This is a genomic window from Pseudomonas sp. 43NM1 (genome assembly GCF_002836905.1).
GTDB classification, from domain to species: Bacteria; Pseudomonadota; Gammaproteobacteria; order Pseudomonadales; family Pseudomonadaceae; genus Aquipseudomonas; species Aquipseudomonas prosekii.
Genome location: NZ_MKGS01000001.1, coordinates 81,027 through 102,500, shown reverse-complemented (window position 1 = coordinate 102,500; position 21,474 = coordinate 81,027). Strand labels below are relative to the sequence as shown.

Genomic DNA, 21,474 nt, shown 5'->3' with positions numbered 1-21,474 from the left:
TAACCGAATAGGGGAGGCGTAGCGAAAGCGAGTCTTAATAGGGCGTCTAGTCGCTGGGAATAGACCCGAAACCGGGCGATCTATCCATGGGCAGGTTGAAGGTTGGGTAACACTAACTGGAGGACCGAACCGACTACCGTTGAAAAGTTAGCGGATGACCTGTGGATCGGAGTGAAAGGCTAATCAAGCTCGGAGATAGCTGGTTCTCCTCGAAAGCTATTTAGGTAGCGCCTCATGTATCACTGTAGGGGGTAGAGCACTGTTTCGGCTAGGGGGTCATCCCGACTTACCAAACCGATGCAAACTCCGAATACCTACAAGTGCCGAGCATGGGAGACACACGGCGGGTGCTAACGTCCGTCGTGAAAAGGGAAACAACCCAGACCGTCAGCTAAGGTCCCAAAGTTATGGTTAAGTGGGAAACGATGTGGGAAGGCTTAGACAGCTAGGAGGTTGGCTTAGAAGCAGCCACCCTTTAAAGAAAGCGTAATAGCTCACTAGTCGAGTCGGCCTGCGCGGAAGATGTAACGGGGCTCAAACCATACACCGAAGCTACGGGTATCACTTAGGTGATGCGGTAGAGGAGCGTTCTGTAAGCCTGTGAAGGTGAGTTGAGAAGCTTGCTGGAGGTATCAGAAGTGCGAATGCTGACATGAGTAACGACAATGGGTGTGAAAAACACCCACGCCGAAAGACCAAGGTTTCCTGCGCAACGTTAATCGACGCAGGGTTAGTCGGTCCCTAAGGCGAGGCTGAAAAGCGTAGTCGATGGAAAACAGGTTAATATTCCTGTACTTCTGGTTATTGCGATGGAGGGACGGAGAAGGCTAGGCCAGCTTGGCGTTGGTTGTCCAAGTTTAAGGTGGTAGGCTGGAATCTTAGGTAAATCCGGGATTCTAAGGCCGAGAGCTGATGACGAGTGTTCTTTTAGAACACGAAGTGGTTGATGCCATGCTTCCAAGAAAAGCTTCTAAGCTTCAGGTAACCAGGAACCGTACCCCAAACCGACACAGGTGGTTGGGTAGAGAATACCAAGGCGCTTGAGAGAACTCGGGTGAAGGAACTAGGCAAAATGGCACCGTAACTTCGGGAGAAGGTGCGCCGGTGAGGGTGAAGGACTTGCTCCGTAAGCTCATGCCGGTCGAAGATACCAGGCCGCTGCGACTGTTTATTAAAAACACAGCACTCTGCAAACACGAAAGTGGACGTATAGGGTGTGACGCCTGCCCGGTGCCGGAAGGTTAATTGATGGGGTTAGCTAACGCGAAGCTCTTGATCGAAGCCCCGGTAAACGGCGGCCGTAACTATAACGGTCCTAAGGTAGCGAAATTCCTTGTCGGGTAAGTTCCGACCTGCACGAATGGCGTAACGATGGCGGCGCTGTCTCCACCCGAGACTCAGTGAAATTGAAATCGCTGTGAAGATGCAGTGTATCCGCGGCTAGACGGAAAGACCCCGTGAACCTTTACTATAGCTTTGCACTGGACTTTGAATTTGCTTGTGTAGGATAGGTGGGAGGCTTTGAAGCGTGGACGCCAGTTCGCGTGGAGCCAACCTTGAAATACCACCCTGGCAACTTTGAGGTTCTAACTCAGGTCCGTTATCCGGATCGAGGACAGTGTATGGTGGGTAGTTTGACTGGGGCGGTCTCCTCCTAAAGAGTAACGGAGGAGTACGAAGGTGCGCTCAGACCGGTCGGAAATCGGTCGTAGAGTATAAAGGCAAAAGCGCGCTTGACTGCGAGACAGACACGTCGAGCAGGTACGAAAGTAGGTCTTAGTGATCCGGTGGTTCTGTATGGAAGGGCCATCGCTCAACGGATAAAAGGTACTCCGGGGATAACAGGCTGATACCGCCCAAGAGTTCATATCGACGGCGGTGTTTGGCACCTCGATGTCGGCTCATCACATCCTGGGGCTGAAGCCGGTCCCAAGGGTATGGCTGTTCGCCATTTAAAGTGGTACGCGAGCTGGGTTTAGAACGTCGTGAGACAGTTCGGTCCCTATCTGCCGTGGACGTTTGAGATTTGAGAGGGGCTGCTCCTAGTACGAGAGGACCGGAGTGGACGAACCTCTGGTGTTCCGGTTGTCACGCCAGTGGCATTGCCGGGTAGCTATGTTCGGAATAGATAACCGCTGAAAGCATCTAAGCGGGAAACTAGCCTCAAGATGAGATCTCACTGGGACCTTGAGTCCCCTGAAGGGCCGTCGAAGACTACGACGTTGATAGGTTGGGTGTGTAAGCGCTGTGAGGCGTTGAGCTAACCAATACTAATTGCCCGTGAGGCTTGACCATATAACACCCAAGCAATTTGACTACTCGAAAGAGCATCAGATTGCGGTGTGTGAAGACGCAATGAACCGAAAGTTCGACTGTGCACAAAGCCACACACAAATACCGAAGCTGTCACATACCCAATTTGCTGAAGCGAGGCCATCTGGCCACGGTTCGGTACCCGAATTTCTTGACGACCATAGAGCCTTGGAACCACCTGATCCCATCCCGAACTCAGTAGTGAAACGATGCATCGCCGATGGTAGTGTGGGGTTTCCCCATGTGAGAGTAGGTCATCGTCAAGATTAAATTCCGAAACCCCTATCTGCGTACGCAGGTAGGGGTTTTGTTTGTCCGGTGGAAAAGTACCTGAACCCTTCCTCACAAATTTGCACAGTTATTTTCGGTTCAGGCCACTAGAATAGGCCCACCTTTTTCGGAACAAGAGTCTCATATGCCAGATCCGGTTGACGCCCCAAGGCTGTCAGATTTACCGCTGGACGACTTGATAGCGTGTCATGAGTGCGACCTGCTGATGCGCAAGCCCGAACTCGCCCATGGCGAGAAAGCGCTCTGTCCACGCTGCGGTTATGAGCTCTATGCGCATCGGCACAATGTCATTCAGCGCAGCCTCGCCTTGGTCATCGCCGCACTGTTGTTATACATCCCGGCGAACTTTTTACCGATCATGCAGCTCAATCTACTCGGGCAAACGTCGCAAGACACTGTCTGGTCTGGCGTCCTCGGCCTGTTCAATACCGGCATGCAAGGCGTCGCAGTGGTCGTGTTCCTGTGCAGCATGGGCATTCCATTACTGAAGTTGCTCTGTCAGTTGGCCGTGCTCCTGAGCATTCGCTTTAATGTCGGGCGCAGTTACGGCTTATTGCTCTATCGCATTTATCACCACCTTCGGGATTGGGGAATGCTCGAGGTTTACCTCATGGGCGTGCTGGTCGCGATCGTCAAGTTGGCCGATATGGCAGCCATCACCGTCAGTCTTGGCTTGGCGTGCTTCATCAGTTTGTTGTTGGTCCAGGTGTGGTTGGAGGTGGTGATGTCGCCTCACCAGATCTGGCAGGCTTTGTCAGGAGAGGATGCCCATGCGGGCGATTGATGCAGGCATTCTGATGTGTATCGAATGCCATGAGTTGAACAAGCAGCAACCGGACATCGACGAGCAGATCTGCACCCGTTGCGGTGCGCAAGTGCATGCCCGTCGGCCAAACAGCTTGAAGCGCACCTGGGCATTACTGGTCACCGCCGCGATTCTCTACATCCCGGCGAATATGTTGCCGATCATGACCGTCAGCTCGCTGGGCAAAGGCGATCCGAGCACCATCATGTCCGGCGTGATTCAGCTGGTTCAGCACGGCATGATTCCGATTGCTGCCGTGGTATTTATCGCCAGCATCTTGGTGCCCACCTTCAAACTCGTCGGCATCGCGTTGCTGTTGTTTTCGGTGCAACGCCGCCAGCCCCTGTCGGCACGCCAGCGCATCGTGATGTACCGATTTATCGAATTCATCGGCCGCTGGTCCATGCTCGACATCTTCGTGATCGCCATCCTGGTGGCGGTCGTGAATTTCGGACGGCTTGCCAGCGTCGAAGCCAATCTCGGCGCCATCGCCTTCGCCAGTGTGGTGATTTTGACCATGCTTGCCGCAGTTACTTTCGATCCCCGACTGATTTGGGATAACACGGAGTCGGACGACGACCATGACTGATTTGCCAACCGCTAAAACCCGACCGGCCTCCAACTGGTCTGCAATCTGGGTCCTGCCATTGATCGCCCTGATCATCGGCGGCTGGCTCGGCTGGCGTGCTTACAACGAAACCGGGATCGAGATTCAAGTGCGCTTCGAGAGCGGCGAGGGCATCCAGGCCAACAAGACCGAAGTGGTCTACAAAGGCATGTCGGTCGGCAAAGTGAAGACCCTCAAACTCGACGACGAAGGCAGCTCCAAAGGGGTGATCGCCACTGTCGAAATGAACAAGGACGTCGAGCAATACCTCAAGACCAGCACGCGTTTCTGGCTGGTCAAGCCGAGCGTCAGTCTGGCCGGTATCACTGGCCTGGAAACACTCGTGTCGGGTAACTACGTGGCCATCAGTCCCGGTGAAGGCGAGCCGACGCGCAAATTCAAGGCGCTGGCCGAAGAGCCGCCGCTGTCGGACTCCAAGCCCGGTCTGCACCTCACCATCAAGGCTGATCGTCTCGGTTCACTGAATCGCGGCAGCCCGGTGTTCTACAAACAGATCAAAGTCGGCCAGGTCAAAAGTTACCTGTTGTCCGAGGATCAGAGCACGGTCGAGCTCAAGGTCTTTATCGAGCCGACTTACGCCAGCCTCGTGCGCAAACACACGCGGTTCTGGAACTCCAGCGGCATCAGCATTGACGCCAACCTGTCCGGCGTGAAAATCCGCAGCGAATCCCTGGCCAGCATCGTTGCCGGCGGCATCGCGTTCGCCACACCGGAGAACCGCAAGGACAGCCCGGCCACCGATCCGAGCCTGCCATTCCGGCTCTATGAAGACTTCGATGCGGCGGCAGCGGGGATTCGGGTCAAGGTCAAACTGAGTGATTTCGAAGGCCTGCAGGCTGGCCGCACGCCGGTCATGTACAAAGGCATTCAAGTCGGTAACTTGAAAGCGCTGAAGATTGATCCGGACCTGTCCGCCGCCACTGCCGAATTGACCCTGGATCCGCTGGCCGAGGATTACCTGGTCGCGGGCACGCAGTTCTGGGTGGTCAAGCCGTCGATTTCGCTGGCCGGCATCACCGGGCTGGAAGCGCTGGTGAAGGGCAACTACATTGCCATTCGTCCCGGCGACAAGGGCGGCGAGCCGCAGCGCGAGTTCGTCGCGCGGCCCAAAGCGCCGCCGCTCGACCTGCGTTCGCCGGGCTTGCACCTGGTGCTGTTCACCGAAAGCCTGGGGTCGCTGGAAGTCGGCAGCCCGATTCTCTACAAGCAGGTCAAAGTCGGTTCGGTGCAGAGCTATCAGTTCTCCAAGACCAAGAAACAATTGATCATCGGTGTGCACATCGAGAAGGAATACGAAGGACTGGTCAACGCTTCGACGCGCTTCTGGAACGCCAGCGGCGTCACGCTCAGCGGTGGTTTGACCGGCGGCATTCAGGTCAAAAGTGAATCGTTGCAAAGCCTGATGGCCGGCGGTATCGCTTTCGAAACCCCGGAAGCCAAAGCGCCGCTGCAAAAGAAAATCCCGCGTTTCCGTCTGTTCCCGAGTCACGACGAAGCGAACCAGAAAGGCGCTGTGGTCACCATCAAAGTTGATCGCGCAGACGGCTTGCGCACTGGCACGCCGATCCGTTTCAAAGGTCTGGACGTCGGCAAGATCGAGGACGTCGACCTCACGGACGATTTGCAGTCAGTGATACTCACGGCGCGGATCACCGAAGTGCCGGAGCGCATTGCGCGAGTTGGCAGTCAGTTCTGGGTGGTCAAACCCGAGCTTGGGTTGATCAAGACCTCGAACCTGGAAACGCTGGTCACCGGTCAATACATCGAAGTACAACCGGCAGCGAAAAACCAGGGGCCGCAGAAGAACTTTGTGGCGTTGGCCAATCCGCCGGAGCTGACCAAAGCCGAGGCCGGTTTGAGCCTGGTCTTGAGCGCGGCCCGTCGCGGCTCGCTGAAAACCGGGGTGCCGGTGACATACCGCGAAATCACCGTGGGCAAAGTGACCGGTTATGAACTGGGCCAAACCGCGGATCGCGTGTTGGTGCACATCCTGATCGAGCCGAAATATGCGCCACTGGTGCGCAGCGGCACGCGTTTCTGGAACAGCAGTGGGTTCGGCTTCGATTACGGCTTGTTCAAAGGCGCGACGATGCGCACCGAATCGCTGGAAACCCTGATTCAGGGCGGCATCGCTTTTGCCACGCCGGACGGCGAGCGCATGGGCAACCCGGCGCGACCTGAGCAGACCTTCCCGTTGTTCGACAAGTTTGAGGATGAGTGGCTGACCTGGGCGCCGAAGATTTCGCTCGGCAAGTAATGTTTGGGGTGGTTGTGCTGCCGCCATCGCGAGCACGCTCGCTCCCACAGTTTGATCGCATTCTCATGAAATAAACGCGGTCACCTGTGGGAGCGAGCTTGCTCGCGATGGGTCCCTGAAACTCACAACAAACCCCAAGCCATAAAAAAGGGCCGCGATCCAAACTGATCGCGGCCCTTTTTTTGCCTTTCAGCTAAAGCCGATCAAACCGCATCCAGCTCCGGCTCATCCGCTCCCACGTGCGCCGGCGCCTTCACCTCATCGTGGCGACGGATGTACTTCCAGTCCGCCTCATCAATGTAGATGCCGTTTGGCCCGCTGCCACCTTCCAGGTCGATCGCCACACTGGCGCAAACCTGCGGTTTCACACTCGCCAGAATCGGCACAAAGCCCAGTTGCAGACTGGTTTCCAGCAGCGCTGCCTGGTTCTTCTCGTCGATATCTGCCGCCTCGTCGAGGTAGTACGGCAGGCGCACGCGACCGGCCTGGTCGCGGTCCATCAAGTGCAGCAACAAATACATGTTGGTCAGCGCCTTGATCGTCATCGTCGTGCCGTTCGATGCCGCGCCATCGATGTCGGTATGAATCACCGGTTGACCGTTGACCTTGGTGATCTCGAAAGCCAATTCGAACAAATCCTTGAGCCCGAGCTGGTTGTGGTTCGCCGCCACCAGCCGCGCCAGGTATTCCTTGGCTTCTTCGTTCTTGTTGTCCTGATCGGCGCTTTGGCTCAGGTCGAACACCGACAGCGTTTCGCCTTCTTCATACTGGCCAGCGCTGTGGATGATCTGGTCGATGTGCTTGAGCGCTTCTTTGTTCGGCGCGAGGACGATGCGGAAGCTCTGCAGGTTGGAGACCTGACGCTTGTTGATCTCGCGGTTGAACAGCGCCAGTTGATGCTCGAGGCTGTCGTAGTCGCTGCGAATATTGCGCAAGGTCCGCGCGATATCGGTAACCGCCGCACGGCGCGCCTTGCCGAGGGTCAGCGCTTCGTCGGTGCGGTGCGCATAGGCGTTGATCAGCAATTGCAGACGCCGCTCCATGTCGTCTTCGCTGTCGAACTTGGCCACGCCCTTGAGGCGAACCTGCGCGTACAACGCTTCGATCTGCCCGTCGCTGCGCTGCAAACCCTGCCAACTGTCTTGGTAGTCGTTGAGCAGCGGCAACAGGTTATCCATGGAATCGTCGATCGGGTCCATGAACGGCGTGCCGAACGGCAAGTCGGCCGGCAACAACTGGCGGCGGCGCAGGGCGTCGTCGAGCGTGCGTTGCTTGGCTTCCATGTCGCCGATCTGCCGCCCGACCAGTTGCAGCTTGGCCGAGAGTTGCTGGACGCGTTCGGTGAAGGCGTCACTGGAACGCTTCAACTCTTCCTGCGCGGCTTCCATCTGCGCCAGTTGCTCAAGCTTGTCGTCTTCCTCGGCGCTCAGGGTTTGTGCGCGACGGAAATCTTCCAGCGCTTTCTGCGCGTCCAGCACTTGCTGGTACAGCGCTTCTGTCTGAGTCTTGCTCGCCGCGCGGTCGGCTGCCACGGCTTGCTGGGTTTTCAGCTGCTTGAGTTCTTTGTCCAGGCGTTCTTTCTGATCGCGCAACGCGGCGCGGTCCGCCAGGGCTTGCAGGGCCGGCGGCTCGATGTGCGAGATGTCGATCGACAGCCCCGGCACTTCGAAACGCTCACCTTTGAAGCCATCGAGAATCAGCTCCAGCGATTTCACCCACTGGCCATCTTCGTCGAGGGTAATCCCGTGTTCGCCCAACGGCAGGCTGAACAGCGCGCTGTTGAACAGACGCATAAGGCGCTCGACGTCTTGCTGTGAAAACTCTTCGCGCAGACGTGCGTAGCTGTTGTTGTCGGCATGATCGAGTTGCTGTTTCACCGACTTCAGGCGTTTTTCCAGTTCGCGCAAACGCTCTTCGAGGTCTTCGGCGCTGAACTGCCGCGACTGCGCCAGCGCACCGGCCAATTCGTCGTGCGCATCCTTGGCCGCGAGCAGTTGTTGCTCCAGAACCTTGACGTCGGTGACCAAGGCAAAACGATGCTTGAGCACCGACAATTCGCCGAGCCAGCGCTGGATGCCGGTGATTTCGCGCTCCAGGCGCATCAGTTCCTGAGTGCCGCCGCGCTGATCGTTTTGCAGCGCGTCCTGCTCGTTGCGGTAATGTTCGGCCTGAATCGTCAGCTCTTCCTTGCGCGCACTGGCGTAGTCCGACCATGTGCCGAGCAACGAATCGAGCAGCGGCGAAATGCGATGCAGCTTGCCGCGCAGGATATTGCGCTGGGCCACGCCCGACGCCAGCGCTTCAACCAACGGGCCGGCGGTGACCAGCGAGTTGTAGTCCTGTTCCATGCGTCGTACATCGCGGAAGGCTTCTTCGCACGCGGCGATGTAATCGACGCTACCGGAACGCAAGCTGTGCTCGAAGGCATCGAGGAACAATTGCTTGAGTTTGGCCGCGGTGATTTCGCGCATGTGCAGCAAGTTGATGAACAACGCGCGGAAGGTCTTCAGGCTCTGCTCGCTGGTGGAACGCAGCGGAATCAGCGTCAGGTCCAGCGGCACCGACGTGTGGCCGCCAACCAGCAAACGGCGCAATTCATCAGGCTTCAGTTCGTAGGCTTTCAGGCCTTCGCGCTCAAGGTTGGTGAACAGTTCTTTCTGGCGCAGGCAGGTGTCGTTCTTCTGGTAATGCGCCAGGTCCAGCTTGCCGGCGTAGGCAAAAAACTGGTGACCGAAACCACCGCCCGGGCCGCGACCGACCACGCCGATGACGTGTGGACCGTGGGGCAGCGAGACTTCCACCAGGATGTAACTGGTGTCCGAGGCGAAGTAGAAGCGCCGCGATTGTTCCAGGCTGTACTTGCCGAAACTCATGTCCGACATGCGCGCCAGAATCGGGAACTGCAAGGCGTTGATCGACGCCGATTTACCGAGGTTGTTCGCGCCGTAGACCGACAACGGTTCTTCCAGCGGAAACAGGCCGAGGCTGTAACCGGCGGTGTTCAACAGGGCGAAGCGGCGAATGCCGTAGCGTTCCTTGCTCATGCGTCGGTCTCCTGTTCTTCGGCAATGGCGCGGGCCATGGCGTCTTCTTCGCTTTCTTCAGCGAAGTCGCTCAGATCGAGCGGGTCATCGGTTTCCAGCAGTTTTTCGTCACTGTCGTCATCGATCAACACTGGCACCGGCAGCGGCAACACGCTGTGCAGACTGGCCGCCAGATCGCGGTCCTGCTGAACCGACAGGCAGACATCGAGGAAGCGGTGCATCGGCGGCAGGAAGCGGTAGATACCGTTTTCTTCGCCGGCGAAACCGAGTTGCGTCATGCGGCGCATGATTTTTTCTTCGAGTTCTTCGACGGTCTGCACTTCGGCCTGAATGAACAGGTCGCGGTACTTCTCCAGCAGCGACGGCAATTCATCGCGGCCGAGGCTGCCACCGTCGAGCACGGCGACCGGGTCGCGGCCCTGATCGGCCAGATGCTCGACGAGGATGAAGGTGAACAGCGCCAGGCGTTGTGCGGTTTTATTCACCGCTGCGGCAGCGAGTTCCGGGACGAAGTAATAAAAGCCACGGGTGTCGCAGACCAATTCAAAGCCCAACGCGCGAAACAGCGTGCGGTACTGGTCCTGGAAGTTCGACAGTTGCGCGTACAACTCCGGGTCGCGGCGGCTGACGTGGTAGCCCTTGAACAGCTCGCGAAAAATCGGCGCCAGCTGAGACAGTTCGGATAGATCAAGATGCATTGGGGATGCTCGCAGAATCCTCGGCGGCGCTGTCGCGGGCCGAGAGCAGGGCGAAGGAGCGCAGGCTGACCTGATGCTCATGAGTGTGGTAATCGCGGCGTTCCAGACGTTCGCGTTTGAAGCGTTTTTCCCGCGACAGGCGCGAGAACCAGTAAAGCAATTCGTCGGTGGCGCCGTCCGGTTCCTGCTCCAGCAGCCAGGTCATCAGGTCCGGCATCGGCAGCGCGTCTTCGCAGCGTTCGAGCATTTCCCGGACCGTGCGCGGGGCGCGCGGCGCTTCACCTTTCTGGGTTTTATGCGCCTTGGGGAAACGCGCCGGTTTCGGCTCGAAACGCGCCAGCGCATACACGTAGGCTTCAACCTGACTGGCGCTGCCGAGGAACGTGCTTTGCGGGCGAGTGAACATCGGCATCGCCGCTTGCGGCACCGCGTCGATGCCTTTGCGACGGATGGCCGACAAGGCCAGCGCGGCGCCACGGGTGACGGCGTTGTGGCGGCGCGCTTCTTCACGCAGCGGCAGCAGCAGTTCCCGGGCGTGACGCAACGTCAGTTGGGCGCTGGTCTGCATTTCGAGGATGCGCGCGTGGGTGCGCAGCAACATGTCGTCATCAACCAGATGACCGAGGCGCTGCTGTTCGGTGAGCATCTTCAGCAGAACGTTTTCGACCTTGCGCACGCCTTGCTCGAACGCACCGTCGGCGTTCACCAGTTGAATCATCGGTTCGACGTATTCGTCCCAGGTCGCCAGCACTTCGGCGTAACGCTGACGCAGCGGAATCTGTCGATCGCTGGTCTTCGCGCGCTCGGCGACCGCGATCAGCGCCTGTTCATCGTTGGCGAGTTTCTTCAGGACATCGCGCACGCGCATGTCGAGCAGGCGCAATTGACGCGCCAGATCGTGGCCGTCGCGGATGTCGAAAGCGTCCTGGATGTAGCCGGCCAGACGTTCGAGGTGACGCAGATACGCTTCGATTTCCAGGCACAGGCCCAAGCGGTGCTCACGGCGCAGGTAGGCGAGGAAATCGTGGATCTGCGCGTTCAGCTCGAAACGGTTCGGGCTTTTCGCCACGGGCACCAGAATGTCGAGGCGGATCCACACGTCCAGCAGGCTGGTGATGTCCTGCGGGGTACTGTCCAGTTGCTGGGCGGCCAACTGTGAACGCAGTTCGTTGAGGCTCAAAGTGCCTTGGTCGAAGTGCTCGCACAGTGGCTCCAGAAGTGCCCAGTGTTCAGCGAGGGCGCGCAAGACGCGCTTGGGTTCGATCATCGGGATGGCCGGCTGGTTGTCGAATAAAAGCGGCGATTGTACTGCATCGCGCCCGTTGCGATTCACTCTCGGGACGGGCAGTCGTTGTTTGCAGGTTCAAGAGATCGATCAAGCGCGGGCGATCTTCGGCGAAGGGCGGTAGAATCAGCGCACTTTCAGTTATCCACAAGTGGCCGACCTTTGCTTATCGAGTCCCGTCGCCGCGCTTATTTGACCGCCATGCAGGTGGTCAACTGGCTGCCGCGCACCGAATTGCCCTTTGCCGCGCCCTCGCGTCCCGAACTGCTGGAGATGCCCGAGCCGTTGGTCGTTGCGCCGCTGCTGCCGGTGTCAGTAGCCGCGCCGGTGGCCGAAGCGCCCGCAGAACCGGTGATCAAACCGAGCGAGCGGGTCAAGATCGAAGTGCCGCGTCCATCATTGGCCAGCACCCGTTCGGGCGCCAAGGTCGAAGAAGAGGCGGCGCCGGCCGTGGCCAAGGCGCCGGTGGTGCCGCCGCCGCGCTTTGCCCTGCAGTTATTGCGCGCCGGGCGCTGCTTGTTGCTGGTCGAGTTACCCACAGGCGAACCGTTCCAGACTCGCGACCCGGCCTATATGTTGCTCAAGGACATGCTGCGCGCCGCCGGTCTGCCGGACAGCCCGCAAATCGTCGGCGAACCGGTGCGCTGGCCGTTGCTGGTGCGCGGCACCATGGATCAAGGCCCGGAGGCCGCGCGCGACTTCGTGCAGGGTTTCCTCTCGGCGAGGATCGAAGACGCGCCGTGCGTCTGCCTGTGGCTGATTGGTCTGCCGGCGGTGCGTTTTGCCGGCGAAGCGAACGCCGAATCCTTCAACCGTGAACTCCAGGTCGAAGGCCTGGGCTCGGTCTGGGCCCTGCCGGGTCTGGAACTCTTAATGGAAGAGCCACAGCGTAAGGCTGATGTCTGGCAAGCCATGCGTCGGCTGATGGCGCGTTGGAAAGAATCAAATGAGTGACGCTGTATCGTTCCGCCCGATGACCGAGGCGGACCTCGACGCTGTACTGAAGATCGAATACGCGGCGTATAGCCATCCGTGGACGCGCGGGATTTTTCTCGATGGCCTCGGCAAATACCAGATCTGGCTGATGTTCGAAGGCTCGCAGCAAGTCGGCCACGGCGTGGTGCAGATCATTCTTGATGAAGCGCATCTGCTGAACATCACGGTCAAACCGGAGAATCAGGGCCGAGGCCTGGGTTTGACGCTGCTTGAGCATTTGATGTCGCGGGCGTATGCGGCCGAGGCGCGGGAATGTTTTCTGGAAGTGCGCGACAGCAATCGCGGCGCGTTTCGTTTGTATGAGCGTTACGGGTTTAACGAGATTGGCCGGCGTCGGGATTATTATCCGGCGGTGGGCGGGCGTGAAGACGCCGTGGTCATGGCTTGCACATTGGTTGACTGAATTTTAAAAGCTTCATTTAAAAGCTTCGCGGGCAAGCCTCGCTCCTACAGGGTATTTGTTTCGTACATGAAACCTGTGGGGCGAGCTTGCTCGCGATGGCGATCTATCAGGCGCTACGGATCAACGATTGCCGTCCAGCGGATCCCGCTGGGCCAGCTCCGCTTCATCCAGTCCATTGCCGCCGCCAATCTCGTCTTCATCGACAATGCTCAAATCCCAATCCGCTTGATCAGCTTCACCCGCTTCAGACGCGTCGCGCGCGCCGTCTTCACGGATCAGCGTTTCCGGGCTCATGTCGTCGTCGGTAGGTTCATGGTCATCGCTGGAGGCGCCGGTCATGCCGGCTTCGCGTACGCGTTCGCTGGGCATCAGGCGTTCGCGTTCGTTTTCCGGCAGTTCGTCGCCGATCTTGGCGCTGGGCTCTTCGTCGTCAAAGTCCAGCTCGTGCATCGAACCCATGCGATCTTCGTTATCATCGATCGGCTCGGGTTGCACCGCATCGTACGGACGTCGTGAATCAGTCATGGCAATTCCTCATACTGTGGGCCTTACTAAGGTGGACCCGCTGTGTGGCCGAGAATTCCACCGACATGGAGCGCCGGTTGGCTGTGACCGATTTCAGGGCATCAGGGCTATCTGCATCGCGCGCGTGACCTCGACGGGCGGCCGTCTGTCAAAGCTGCGCATCATTCTTGAGGCTTCTATGCATGAACGAATTACAAGATCTGATTGATAACAACGAGCGCTGGGCTGACGCGATCACCAAAGAAGATCCTGATTTCTTCGCCAAACTGGCCCGCCAGCAGACCCCGGAATACCTGTGGATCGGCTGTTCCGACGCGCGCGTGCCGGCGAACGAGATCGTTGGCATGCTGCCCGGCGACCTGTTTGTCCACCGCAACGTGGCCAACGTGGTGTTGCACACCGACCTCAATTGCCTGTCGGTGATTCAGTACGCGGTGGACGTGCTCAAGGTCAAACACATCCTGGTCACCGGCCACTATGGCTGCGGCGGCGTGCGCGCTTCGATGCAGGATCGGCAGTTGGGTTTGATCGACGGCTGGTTGCGCTCGATTCGTGATCTCTATTACGAGAAACGCGAAGAGCTGGCCAAGTTGCCGACCGAGGAAGAGCGCGTCGACCGCCTCTGCGAGCTCAACGTGATCCAGCAAGTGGCCAACGTCGGCCACACCAGCATTGTGCAAAATGCTTGGCATCGCGGGCAGAACCTGTCGATCCATGGCTGCATCTATGGCATCAAGGATGGTCGCTGGAAAAGCCTGAACGCGACGATCAGCGGTTTCGAGCAACTGCCACCGCAATATCGTTTGCGTCCGGCCGGCGATTCCTAACGCTCGGCTATCTGCAGCTGGCAACACAAGCGCCTTCGCGTGTGAACCTGGGTTCATGCGCGAAGGCGTTTTGCGTTTTAGAGCTTAGAGCTGGGGTGCCGGAGTGGCTGGCGCCGGGGCCGGTGCTTGCAGCTGTTTGAGTTCGGATTTGACCGGTGGGGTCGCGCATTTGGTCGCTGCGTCTGCCGGGCTCAAATCGCGGATCGAGGTGTAAAACAGCTCACAGGTCTTTTCTTTCTGGGTCACTTGCCACGTCTGCGTGCAGCTTTTCAGCTGAACCGCTGCATCGCCTCCCGGTTTGCTGCCCATCCCGGCCTGCCAGCACGCGGCGCTCAAATCCTGGCCCATGACCTTCAGGCCGGCGGCATCAGCTTTCGCCTCGGCGTCGGGGCCGGTGTAGGTCGCCGGGTCGGCGGCATACCAGATGTAACTCGGGTGATTGGAACCCAGCACCGGCACCTTGACCCCGGCGCTCGGGCTGATGCTCGCCAGGCCCAGCACGCCGACGGTCGCGCCGTATTGCTGTTTGATCCAGTTCCGAACCGGCGCGCCGAACGCAACCATTGGCAACGCCACGCCTTTGGCATTCTGGCTGACGTCCTTGACCATGGTCGTCTGATAATCCTTGAAGTAGTCGTAGACGCCTTCCAGATCCTTGCCGGCGCTGGACGGCGCGGCAATCGGCGCGATATCGATGATGGTCTGGTAACCCGGCGTCTGCTCGGGCGCAATGCCATTGGCGGTGAGCAGCGTCGCCCAGCGATCGGTGGTCGCGGATCGCAGATAATCCTGCGCCTGGGTCAGCGAATAATCCGGTGGAAAGTGCAGCAATTCGACACTTTTGCGATTCTCCAGGGCCATGCCCAACGGCAGGAACAGGTACCAGCTATACGCCCATTTGCCATCGGCATTCAGCTTGCTGGCGCCGGTGTAGGCCAGGTCGCCGGCATCGAGCAGCGCCGCCAGCGGTTTTTCATAACCTTTGGGCACGCCGCTGATTTCGACGTAAAGCTGATCGTTGTCGGTTTTTACCAAGACCTTCGCCGCACTGTAACCGTCGCGTTGCACGCTTTGGGTCAGGTAATGCTCGACGGTCTGCTCCAGCGTCCAGTTGCGAAAGCAGATCACGTTGCAATTGTTGGGATACGCGAAGAGCCGGGTGACGCGTTCGGTATTGCCCAGTTTCAGGTCGACATCGGCGTGGGCAGCGGCGCTCAACGTGAGCGCGGCGAGGGTAAGTCCTGCGAGTTTGAACATGCTCAGATCCTTTTCAGCGTGAGCCCCTCTTGCGGGGTGAGCGCCATACTGGATCAGCAGAAGTAGACAAAGAAGTAGTTGGAAACAGAATTTTTGCGCCATGCCGAGTCTTCGCTGTTTCCCGTCAACCCGCGAAAGGCCCCCAGTTCATTTGACTGAGGGCCGCCGACCGTTTGCGATTTACAGCAAGTGCAACGCGAGGTGACTGCCCGCGCGCAAATATTCGACTTGGGCAATCACTGCGTCTCTGACGATGGCTTCGCCGGTATCGGTCAACTTGGCTTTCTTCGCATCGATCACCGCCAGTTGCAGCAACTGCATGGAGACATCCATGGATTTTTGAAACGCGGTCAGATTGTTGTGCTGGCCAAATTCACAGATCACCGCGTCCATGCGCCGGTCGGCGTCGTCACGAAGCGTCCGGTATTCAACCAATGAAATTCGGCCGTCCTGGTACATCTCATTGATCATTTCTTCCAGCGATTTGGATATTGCAGGCATTGTTCAGGTCGTCCTTGGATAAAGCGGCAAGTAGTTGAAGATTCCGTTTCTGCGCACAGGAACGCGCCGCCAAAGTCTAATTCAGCCGTCTATGGATAAGAGATAGGAAGGGGCCGAGATTTATGTCAGGTGATGGCAGAGGTGTTTGTAGGAAGAGTCGATTTGGAGTGGAAGTTGATTAAATAACCGCCGCTCCCTCATTGGATTGGCGGTGTATTGGAGTTGATTTACGGCATCACCGGCGCCGTATAAACCAGCGTCGTCCCCAACGCCCACAGCAGCAGCAACACCAGCGGCGTATGCACCAGCAATTGCACGAACGAGAACCCGATCAAGTCGCGCGCCTTGAGGCCGAGTACGCCGAGCAGCGGCAGCATGTAGAACGGGTTGATCAGGTTCGGCAGGGCTTCGGCGGCGTTGTAGATTTGCACGGACCAGCCGAGGTGATAGTTGAGGTCGTTGGCCACTTGCATGACGTACGGCGCTTCAATGATCCATTTGCCGCCCCCGGACGGGATGAAGAAACCGAGGATCGCCGAGTACACGCCCATCAACAGCGCGTAGGTATCGTGGGACGCGATCTGTACGAAAAAGGTTGAGATGTGGTGGGCCAACGTCTGCGCGTCGGTGCCTTTGACGGTGGTCATCAGTGCGGCAATCGAGCCGTACAGCGGAAACTGGATCAGCACGCCGGTGGTGGTCGGCACCGCACGGGATACCGCATCGAGGAAGCTGCGCGGGCGCCAGTGCAGCAGCGCGCCGAGCATCAGGAACAGGAAGTTGTACGTGTTCAAACCGGAGATCGCGCTGATTGCCGGCTTGGTCGAGAACTCGTGAAACAGCCAGCCTGCCGCCAGCAACACCAGCAAAATCGTCAGCAGCGGGCTGTGCTCCAGCCACTCGCCGGGACGCGTGCGCGGTTGCAGCGGCGGCAGATTGAAGCTCGGATCGACCCCGCACGCAGCGGCGTCACGCGCAGTGTTCGGGCCGGGCGCGGTGGCGTAGGCGATGATCAGCGAGACCACGATCAGCGCCAGCAACAGCACGCCGGATTGCCAGAGAAAGATCGTTTCGGTGAACGGAATAACGCCGGTGATCGACAGAATCGACGGCGGCAGGCTCGCCGGGTTCGCCTGCAATTGCGCGGCGGACGACGACAGGCCCAGCGCCCACACAGCGCCGAGGCCCAGATACGCGGCGGCACCGGCGGCGCGATAATCCATTTTCAGGTCGACGCGGCGGGCTAGCGCGCGCACCAGCAAACCGCCGAATACCAGCGACAATCCCCAGTTCAACAACGAGGCGACCATCGAAATCAACGCCACCCACGCCACGGCGGAGCGCCCGTTTTTCGGGATCCGCGCCAAGCGGTCAATCAGCTTCACGGCGGGCGGCGAACTGGCCACCACATAACCGCCGATCACCACGAACGCCATCTGCATGGTGAACGGAATCAAACTCCAGAAACCGTCGCCGAACGCCATGGCGGCGTCGGTCGGTTTGGCGCCCATGGCCATCGTCGCCACGGCAACAATGATCACCGCGAGCGCGGCAAATACCCACGAATCGGGAAACCAGCGTTCGGCAAAACTGGAGCAGCGCAGGGCAAAACGGGCATAGCGGCTATCGTCGATATCAGCGGCCACGGGACTACCTCGAATTCTTATGATTATTGTGATGTTCCGGGCCGCAAGTGCCCGGCGGGTCAGGTGCCAACAGTAAAACAATCGATCGATTGTTGTGAGGGTGTTTTGGCCAAATCGGACTTTGGTCTAAGGCCTCACGCACGGTTCTAACGGCAAAGTCAGGCACGCGCCGGTCGTCATTATTTTGGCCAACCCCGGGCGCGCACTCTTCAGAAAATATCCACAGGGCCGATGGCTAGGCTGCATCCCGCACAATTTCCTGCCCATCGGTGCTTTCCTCATGTTCAACAAACGCTTGAAGCAGGAGCTCTCGGCTCTTCGCGAAGAACTCTCCAGCCTCCTGCAAGTGAAGCAAAGCCTGGAAAGCGAGATGCTGGTTCTGACACTCGAACCCGATGGGCGGATTCAATCGATCAACCAGAATTTCCTCGACGAGATGCTCTACAAGAGCAGTGATCTGGTCGGGCGGCCACTCGAAGACATCGTGCCGGCGCACGTGAAATCCGATGAATTCCATCACCGCTTCAAATCAGCGCTGACCCGTGGCGAACACTTTGCCGGCGCCGTGCGTCTGTTGCGCGGCAACGGTGACGAGGCGTGGCTGCGTTCGATCCTGCAACCGGTGCGTTCTTCTGACGGGCGAATTCGGCATTTCTCGATTTTTTCCAGCGACCTGACCCGCACCATCGAAGCGTCCCGCGAACACGAAAATCTGATCGGCGCGCTGGTGCGTTCGACGGCGGTGATCGAGTTCGACCTCGATGGCAATGTGCTGATGGCCAATGATCGCTTTCTCAACGGCATGGGTTACAGCCTGGCGCAGATCAAGGGCAAACATCACCGCACGTTCTGTGAGCCGCAGGAATACAACAGCGCCGAGTATCAGAACTTCTGGCGGCGCTTGAACAACGGCGAGTTTGTCGCCGATCGTTTCAAGCGCGTCGACAGCCATGGCCGCGTGGTGTGGCTGGAGGCGTCCTACAACCCGGTGGTCGACGCCAATAACAAGCTCTACAAAGTGGTGAAATTCGCCACGGTGATTACCGATCAGGTCAATCAGGAACAAGCCGTTGCCGAGGCCGCGAACATTGCCTACAGCACGTCGATCCAGACCGACAGCAGCGCCCAGCGCGGCACGGCGGTGGTCACGCAAGCGGTCAGCGTAATGCGTGATTTGGCCAAGCATATGCAAACCGCCGGGGAAGGCATCGAAGCGCTGAACGAGCAATCGCAGGTGATCGGCAATATCGTCAAGACCATCAGCGGCATCGCCGAACAGACCAATTTGCTTGCGCTCAACGCCGCCATCGAAGCAGCGCGCGCGGGTGAACAGGGGCGCGGATTTGCCGTGGTCGCCGACGAAGTGCGGCAACTGGCCTCGCGCACCAGCCAGGCCACCGAGGAAATTGTCAGCGTGGTGCGGCAGAACCAGGACATGGCGCGCAACGCCGTGAGCCTGATGAGCGGCGGCAAACTGCAGGCCGAGCAAGGGTTGGCGCTGGCGGCGGAGGCGGGCACGGTGATCGTCGAGATTCAGGACGGCGCGCAGAAAGTGGTGAATGCGGTCGGCCAGTTCGCTAATCAACTGGCGACTTGATGCGCGGCGGGCGGTTGCCGTTACAATCGCCGCTTTACCCTTGGAGCAGACATCCATGACCGTTTCCCATCGCCGTCCGGTGCCGTTATCCAAGGCCTATCGCCTGCTCAATCACGGCCCGACCGTGCTGGTCAGCGCCGCCCACGATGGCCAGCGCAACATCATGGCCGCCGCGTGGGCGATGCCGCTGGACTTCGAACCGCCGAAAGTCGCGGTAGTGCTCGACAAGTCCACCTGGACCCGGCAACTGCTCGAGGCGTCGGGCACATTCGTATTGAACGTGCCGTGTGCCGCACAAGCCGACATCGTCCAGACCGTCGGCTCGACGTCGGGCCTGGCGCTGAATCAACAGCACGGCGAGGACAAGTTTCAGGCTTACGACTTGCAGACTTTCAGCGGCGAATTGATCGACGCGCCGATGCTCGAAGGCTGCGTCGCGTGGCTCGAATGCCGACTGCTTCCCGAGCCGCACAATCATCAGCAATACGACCTGTTCCTCGCCGAAGTGATCGCCGCGCAAGCGGACGACCGCGTATTCAGCGAAGGGCGCTGGCACTTCGAAGGGCACGATGATTTGCGCACCTTGCACCACGTCGCCGGCGGGCACTTCCTGAAGATCGGCGATCCGCTGGACGGCAAGACGCTGGTGAAATAAGCCAAACGCAAAACCACCTGTAGGAGTGAGACTGCTCGCGATACCGGAGTGTCAGCCACCATCAATATCGCCTGACCCACCGCCATCGCGAGCAAGCTCGCTCCCACAGGGAGACCGGCGATCCGCTGGATGGCCAGGCATCAACCAGTAATCCCAAACACCCAAACCCTGTAGGAGTGAGCCTGCTCGCGATAGCGGAGTGTCTGCCACCACCAATATCGCCTGACACACCGCCATCGCGAGCAGGCTCACTCCTACAGGGGGTAGTGGTGGTTTAAATTCACAGGGTTCGCCGTGGAAATTGGTGATCCGCTGGGCGGCCAGGCGTTAACCTCGTAATCCCGAACACCCAAAACCCTTGTGGGAGCGAGCTTGCTCGCGATGGCGGAATGTCAGATGACATTGATGGCGCCTGACACTCCGCTATCGCGAGCAGGCTCGCTCCTACAGGGATCTGCTGGCCAATCGCTGATCAATTCAGCGCGGCAACTACCGGTTCATCCACCACCGCAGCCTGCCGGTCCAGCGTTTCCGGCATCGCCACCAGCAGCAATACCAGCGCGGCCGCTGCGACCGCCGCCAAGGTCAAGAACGCCGCGCTGTAACCCGCTTGCTGAACCACCAGACCAGCCAAGCCGTTGCTCAGCGCGGCGCCGAGGCCAAATACCGTCGACAGCGCGCCGAGGCTGACATTGAAGCGCCCGGTGCCTTGGGTCAGGTCCTTAATCACCACGGGAAACAACGCGCCGAAGATTCCCGCGCCGACGCCGTCGAGCAATTGCACGGCGACCAGCCAGTACGGATCGTCCGACAGCGTATAGAGCACGCCGCGCAACGGCAGAATCAGGAAACCGGCGAGCAGCAACGGTTTGCGTCCCCACACATCAGCTTTCCAGCCCACCAGCAACGCCACCGGCACCATCACCAACTGCGCAGCGACGATGCAGGCAGACGTCAGCGGCGTGGCCATTTGCAGATTGACCAAGGACAACTTCTGACTGACCAGCGGCAGCATGGCGGCATTTGCCAGATGAAACAGTCCACAGCAGATCGCAAAAATCAGCAGCGGCCGATTGTGCAGCAGCACGTTGAGCCCGGAAGGCTGTTCGCCGTGTGCCGGGCCTTGCGGATCGAAGCCTCGGGCGACGTCATGGTCGATGGCTTGCGGCGCGATAAAACTGATCGCAATCACACTGGCCAGCGCCATCACTGCCATCAAATAAAACACCGCCACCGGACCGAACAAATAGGCAAAACCACCGGCCAACAACGCCGCAGCCGCGTTGCCGGCGTGGTTGAAGGTTTCATTGCGTCCGGTGCGGCGGGTGAAGGCGCGCGGCCCGGTAATGCCCAGCGAAATCGCGGAAATAGCCGGGGCAAACGCCGATGCGGCGACCGCGCTCAGTGCTTGGGTCAGCGCCACCCAAGTGAACGAAGTAATGAAGGGCAGCAGCAGACAACTCACCGTCACCAGCAGCGCGGCGGCGATCACGACTGTGCGTTTGCGCCGGGTGCGGTCGATCAGCGCGCCCGCCGGGGTTTGCGTCAGCAGCGCGGCGATACCGGCAACGGTCATCACCAGGCCGATACTCGCCGGATCCCAGTTGTGCACCGCCAACAGATAAATCGCCAGGTACGGCCCGAGGCCGTCGCGCACGTCGGCGAGAAAGAAATTCAGCCCGTCGAGTGAGAGGGCGTTGCGACGATCGGTCGAAGCGTTCAAGGGCGGCCTCACAGGACGGGGCG

Annotated in this window: 16 protein-coding genes, 2 rRNA genes and 1 pseudogene (1 of these 19 cut by a window edge); 11 read left to right on the top strand and 8 right to left on the bottom strand. The window is 59.2% G+C overall.

The window, feature by feature from the left end; translation table 11 throughout:
* From BI292_RS00505 to BI292_RS00485, 5 genes are all read left to right on the top strand, one after another.
* Nucleotides 1–2,295 (top strand): 23S ribosomal RNA (locus tag BI292_RS00505); it begins 597 nt to the left of the window's first position.
* A gap of 168 nt (nucleotides 2,296–2,463) precedes the next feature.
* Nucleotides 2,464–2,579 (top strand): 5S ribosomal RNA (gene rrf / locus BI292_RS00500).
* 149 nt (nucleotides 2,580–2,728) lie between these two features.
* Entirely contained in the window at nucleotides 2,729–3,388 is a 660-nt protein-coding gene (locus tag BI292_RS00495) for a paraquat-inducible protein A (RefSeq protein ID WP_101206537.1), read from the top strand.
* Nucleotides 3,375–3,998, top strand: coding sequence for a paraquat-inducible protein A (locus BI292_RS00490; RefSeq protein WP_092277953.1), 624 nt, complete (start codon nucleotides 3,375–3,377; stop codon nucleotides 3,996–3,998). The genes BI292_RS00495 and BI292_RS00490 overlap by 14 nt, the downstream gene beginning before the upstream one ends.
* On the top strand, nucleotides 3,991–6,294 hold the full coding sequence (locus BI292_RS00485) for an intermembrane transport protein PqiB (RefSeq protein ID WP_092277955.1): 2,304 nt from the start codon (nucleotides 3,991–3,993) through the stop codon (nucleotides 6,292–6,294). Before BI292_RS00490 ends, BI292_RS00485 begins: the two co-directional genes overlap by 8 nt.
* A gap of 203 nt (nucleotides 6,295–6,497) precedes the next feature.
* Here BI292_RS00485 and mksF read toward each other — a convergent pair whose 3' ends face one another.
* From mksF to mksB, 3 genes are read right to left on the bottom strand one after another with little or no spacing between them, the layout of a single operon-like run.
* On the bottom strand, nucleotides 6,498–9,338 hold the full coding sequence (gene mksF, locus BI292_RS00480) for an Mks condensin complex protein MksF (RefSeq protein ID WP_101206536.1): 2,841 nt from the start codon (nucleotides 9,336–9,338) through the stop codon (nucleotides 6,498–6,500).
* The gene (gene mksE, locus BI292_RS00475) at nucleotides 9,335–10,036 is read right to left on the bottom strand and encodes an Mks condensin complex protein MksE (RefSeq protein ID WP_092277959.1); all 702 of its coding nucleotides are present in this window, start codon (nucleotides 10,034–10,036) and stop codon (nucleotides 9,335–9,337) included. Before mksE ends, mksF begins: the two co-directional genes overlap by 4 nt.
* Nucleotides 10,026–11,303, bottom strand: a complete 1,278-nt coding sequence (mksB, locus tag BI292_RS00470; protein ID WP_178076507.1) for an Mks condensin complex protein MksB — start codon at nucleotides 11,301–11,303, stop codon at nucleotides 10,026–10,028. Before mksB ends, mksE begins: the two co-directional genes overlap by 11 nt.
* 219 nt (nucleotides 11,304–11,522) lie before the next feature.
* Here mksB and BI292_RS00465 point away from each other — a divergent pair, with 219 nt between their 5' ends.
* Both BI292_RS00465 and rimI read left to right on the top strand, forming a co-directional pair.
* Nucleotides 11,523–12,275 carry an energy transducer TonB gene (locus tag BI292_RS00465; protein ID WP_092277963.1) on the top strand — a complete coding sequence of 251 codons (753 nt, stop codon included), beginning with the start codon at nucleotides 11,523–11,525 and terminating at the stop codon, nucleotides 12,273–12,275.
* On the top strand, nucleotides 12,268–12,720 hold the full coding sequence (gene rimI, locus BI292_RS00460) for a ribosomal protein S18-alanine N-acetyltransferase (RefSeq protein ID WP_092277965.1): 453 nt from the start codon (nucleotides 12,268–12,270) through the stop codon (nucleotides 12,718–12,720). Before BI292_RS00465 ends, rimI begins: the two co-directional genes overlap by 8 nt.
* A gap of 120 nt (nucleotides 12,721–12,840) precedes the next feature.
* Here rimI and BI292_RS00455 read toward each other — a convergent pair whose 3' ends face one another.
* Nucleotides 12,841–13,245: a serine kinase/phosphatase gene (locus BI292_RS00455; RefSeq protein ID WP_092277967.1), complete on the bottom strand. Its 405-nt coding sequence runs from the start codon at nucleotides 13,243–13,245 to the stop codon at nucleotides 12,841–12,843.
* Nucleotides 13,246–13,427: 182 nt separating this feature from the next.
* Between BI292_RS00455 and can the strand changes: the two genes are divergently transcribed.
* Nucleotides 13,428–14,072, top strand: coding sequence for a carbonate dehydratase (gene can / locus BI292_RS00450; RefSeq protein WP_092277968.1), 645 nt, complete (start codon nucleotides 13,428–13,430; stop codon nucleotides 14,070–14,072).
* Nucleotides 14,073–14,156: 84 nt separating this feature from the next.
* On the opposite strand, the gene BI292_RS00445 is transcribed toward can, so the two are convergent.
* The 3 genes from BI292_RS00445 to BI292_RS00435 form a co-directional block, all read right to left on the bottom strand.
* A complete protein-coding gene (locus BI292_RS00445) occupies nucleotides 14,157–15,329 on the bottom strand; it encodes a hypothetical protein (protein WP_101206533.1) in 1,173 nt (390 codons plus the stop codon).
* Between the two features lie 180 nt (nucleotides 15,330–15,509).
* Nucleotides 15,510–15,830: a hypothetical protein gene (locus tag BI292_RS00440; protein WP_101206531.1), complete on the bottom strand. Its 321-nt coding sequence runs from the start codon at nucleotides 15,828–15,830 to the stop codon at nucleotides 15,510–15,512.
* A 227-nt stretch (nucleotides 15,831–16,057) separates the two neighbouring features.
* Nucleotides 16,058–17,476, bottom strand: a complete 1,419-nt coding sequence (locus tag BI292_RS00435; RefSeq protein WP_092277973.1) for a short-chain fatty acid transporter — start codon at nucleotides 17,474–17,476, stop codon at nucleotides 16,058–16,060.
* Nucleotides 17,477–17,756: 280 nt separating this feature from the next.
* Here BI292_RS00435 and BI292_RS29370 point away from each other — a divergent pair.
* From BI292_RS29370 to BI292_RS00425, 3 genes and pseudogenes are all read left to right on the top strand, one after another.
* Nucleotides 17,757–18,485: pseudogene (locus tag BI292_RS29370) on the top strand (PAS domain-containing protein); the annotation flags it as partial.
* A 156-nt stretch (nucleotides 18,486–18,641) separates the two neighbouring features.
* Nucleotides 18,642–19,073, top strand: a complete 432-nt coding sequence (locus BI292_RS29365) for a methyl-accepting chemotaxis protein (RefSeq protein WP_371918698.1) — start codon at nucleotides 18,642–18,644, stop codon at nucleotides 19,071–19,073.
* 55 nt (nucleotides 19,074–19,128) lie between these two features.
* Nucleotides 19,129–19,728: a flavin reductase family protein gene (locus BI292_RS00425; RefSeq protein ID WP_092277975.1), complete on the top strand. Its 600-nt coding sequence runs from the start codon at nucleotides 19,129–19,131 to the stop codon at nucleotides 19,726–19,728.
* Between the two features lie 472 nt (nucleotides 19,729–20,200).
* Here BI292_RS00425 and BI292_RS00420 read toward each other — a convergent pair whose 3' ends face one another.
* Nucleotides 20,201–21,451 (bottom strand): MFS transporter, encoded by a 1,251-nt coding sequence (locus BI292_RS00420; protein WP_101206528.1) that lies wholly within the window; start codon nucleotides 21,449–21,451, stop codon nucleotides 20,201–20,203.
* Between the last annotated feature and the right edge of the window lie 23 nt (nucleotides 21,452–21,474).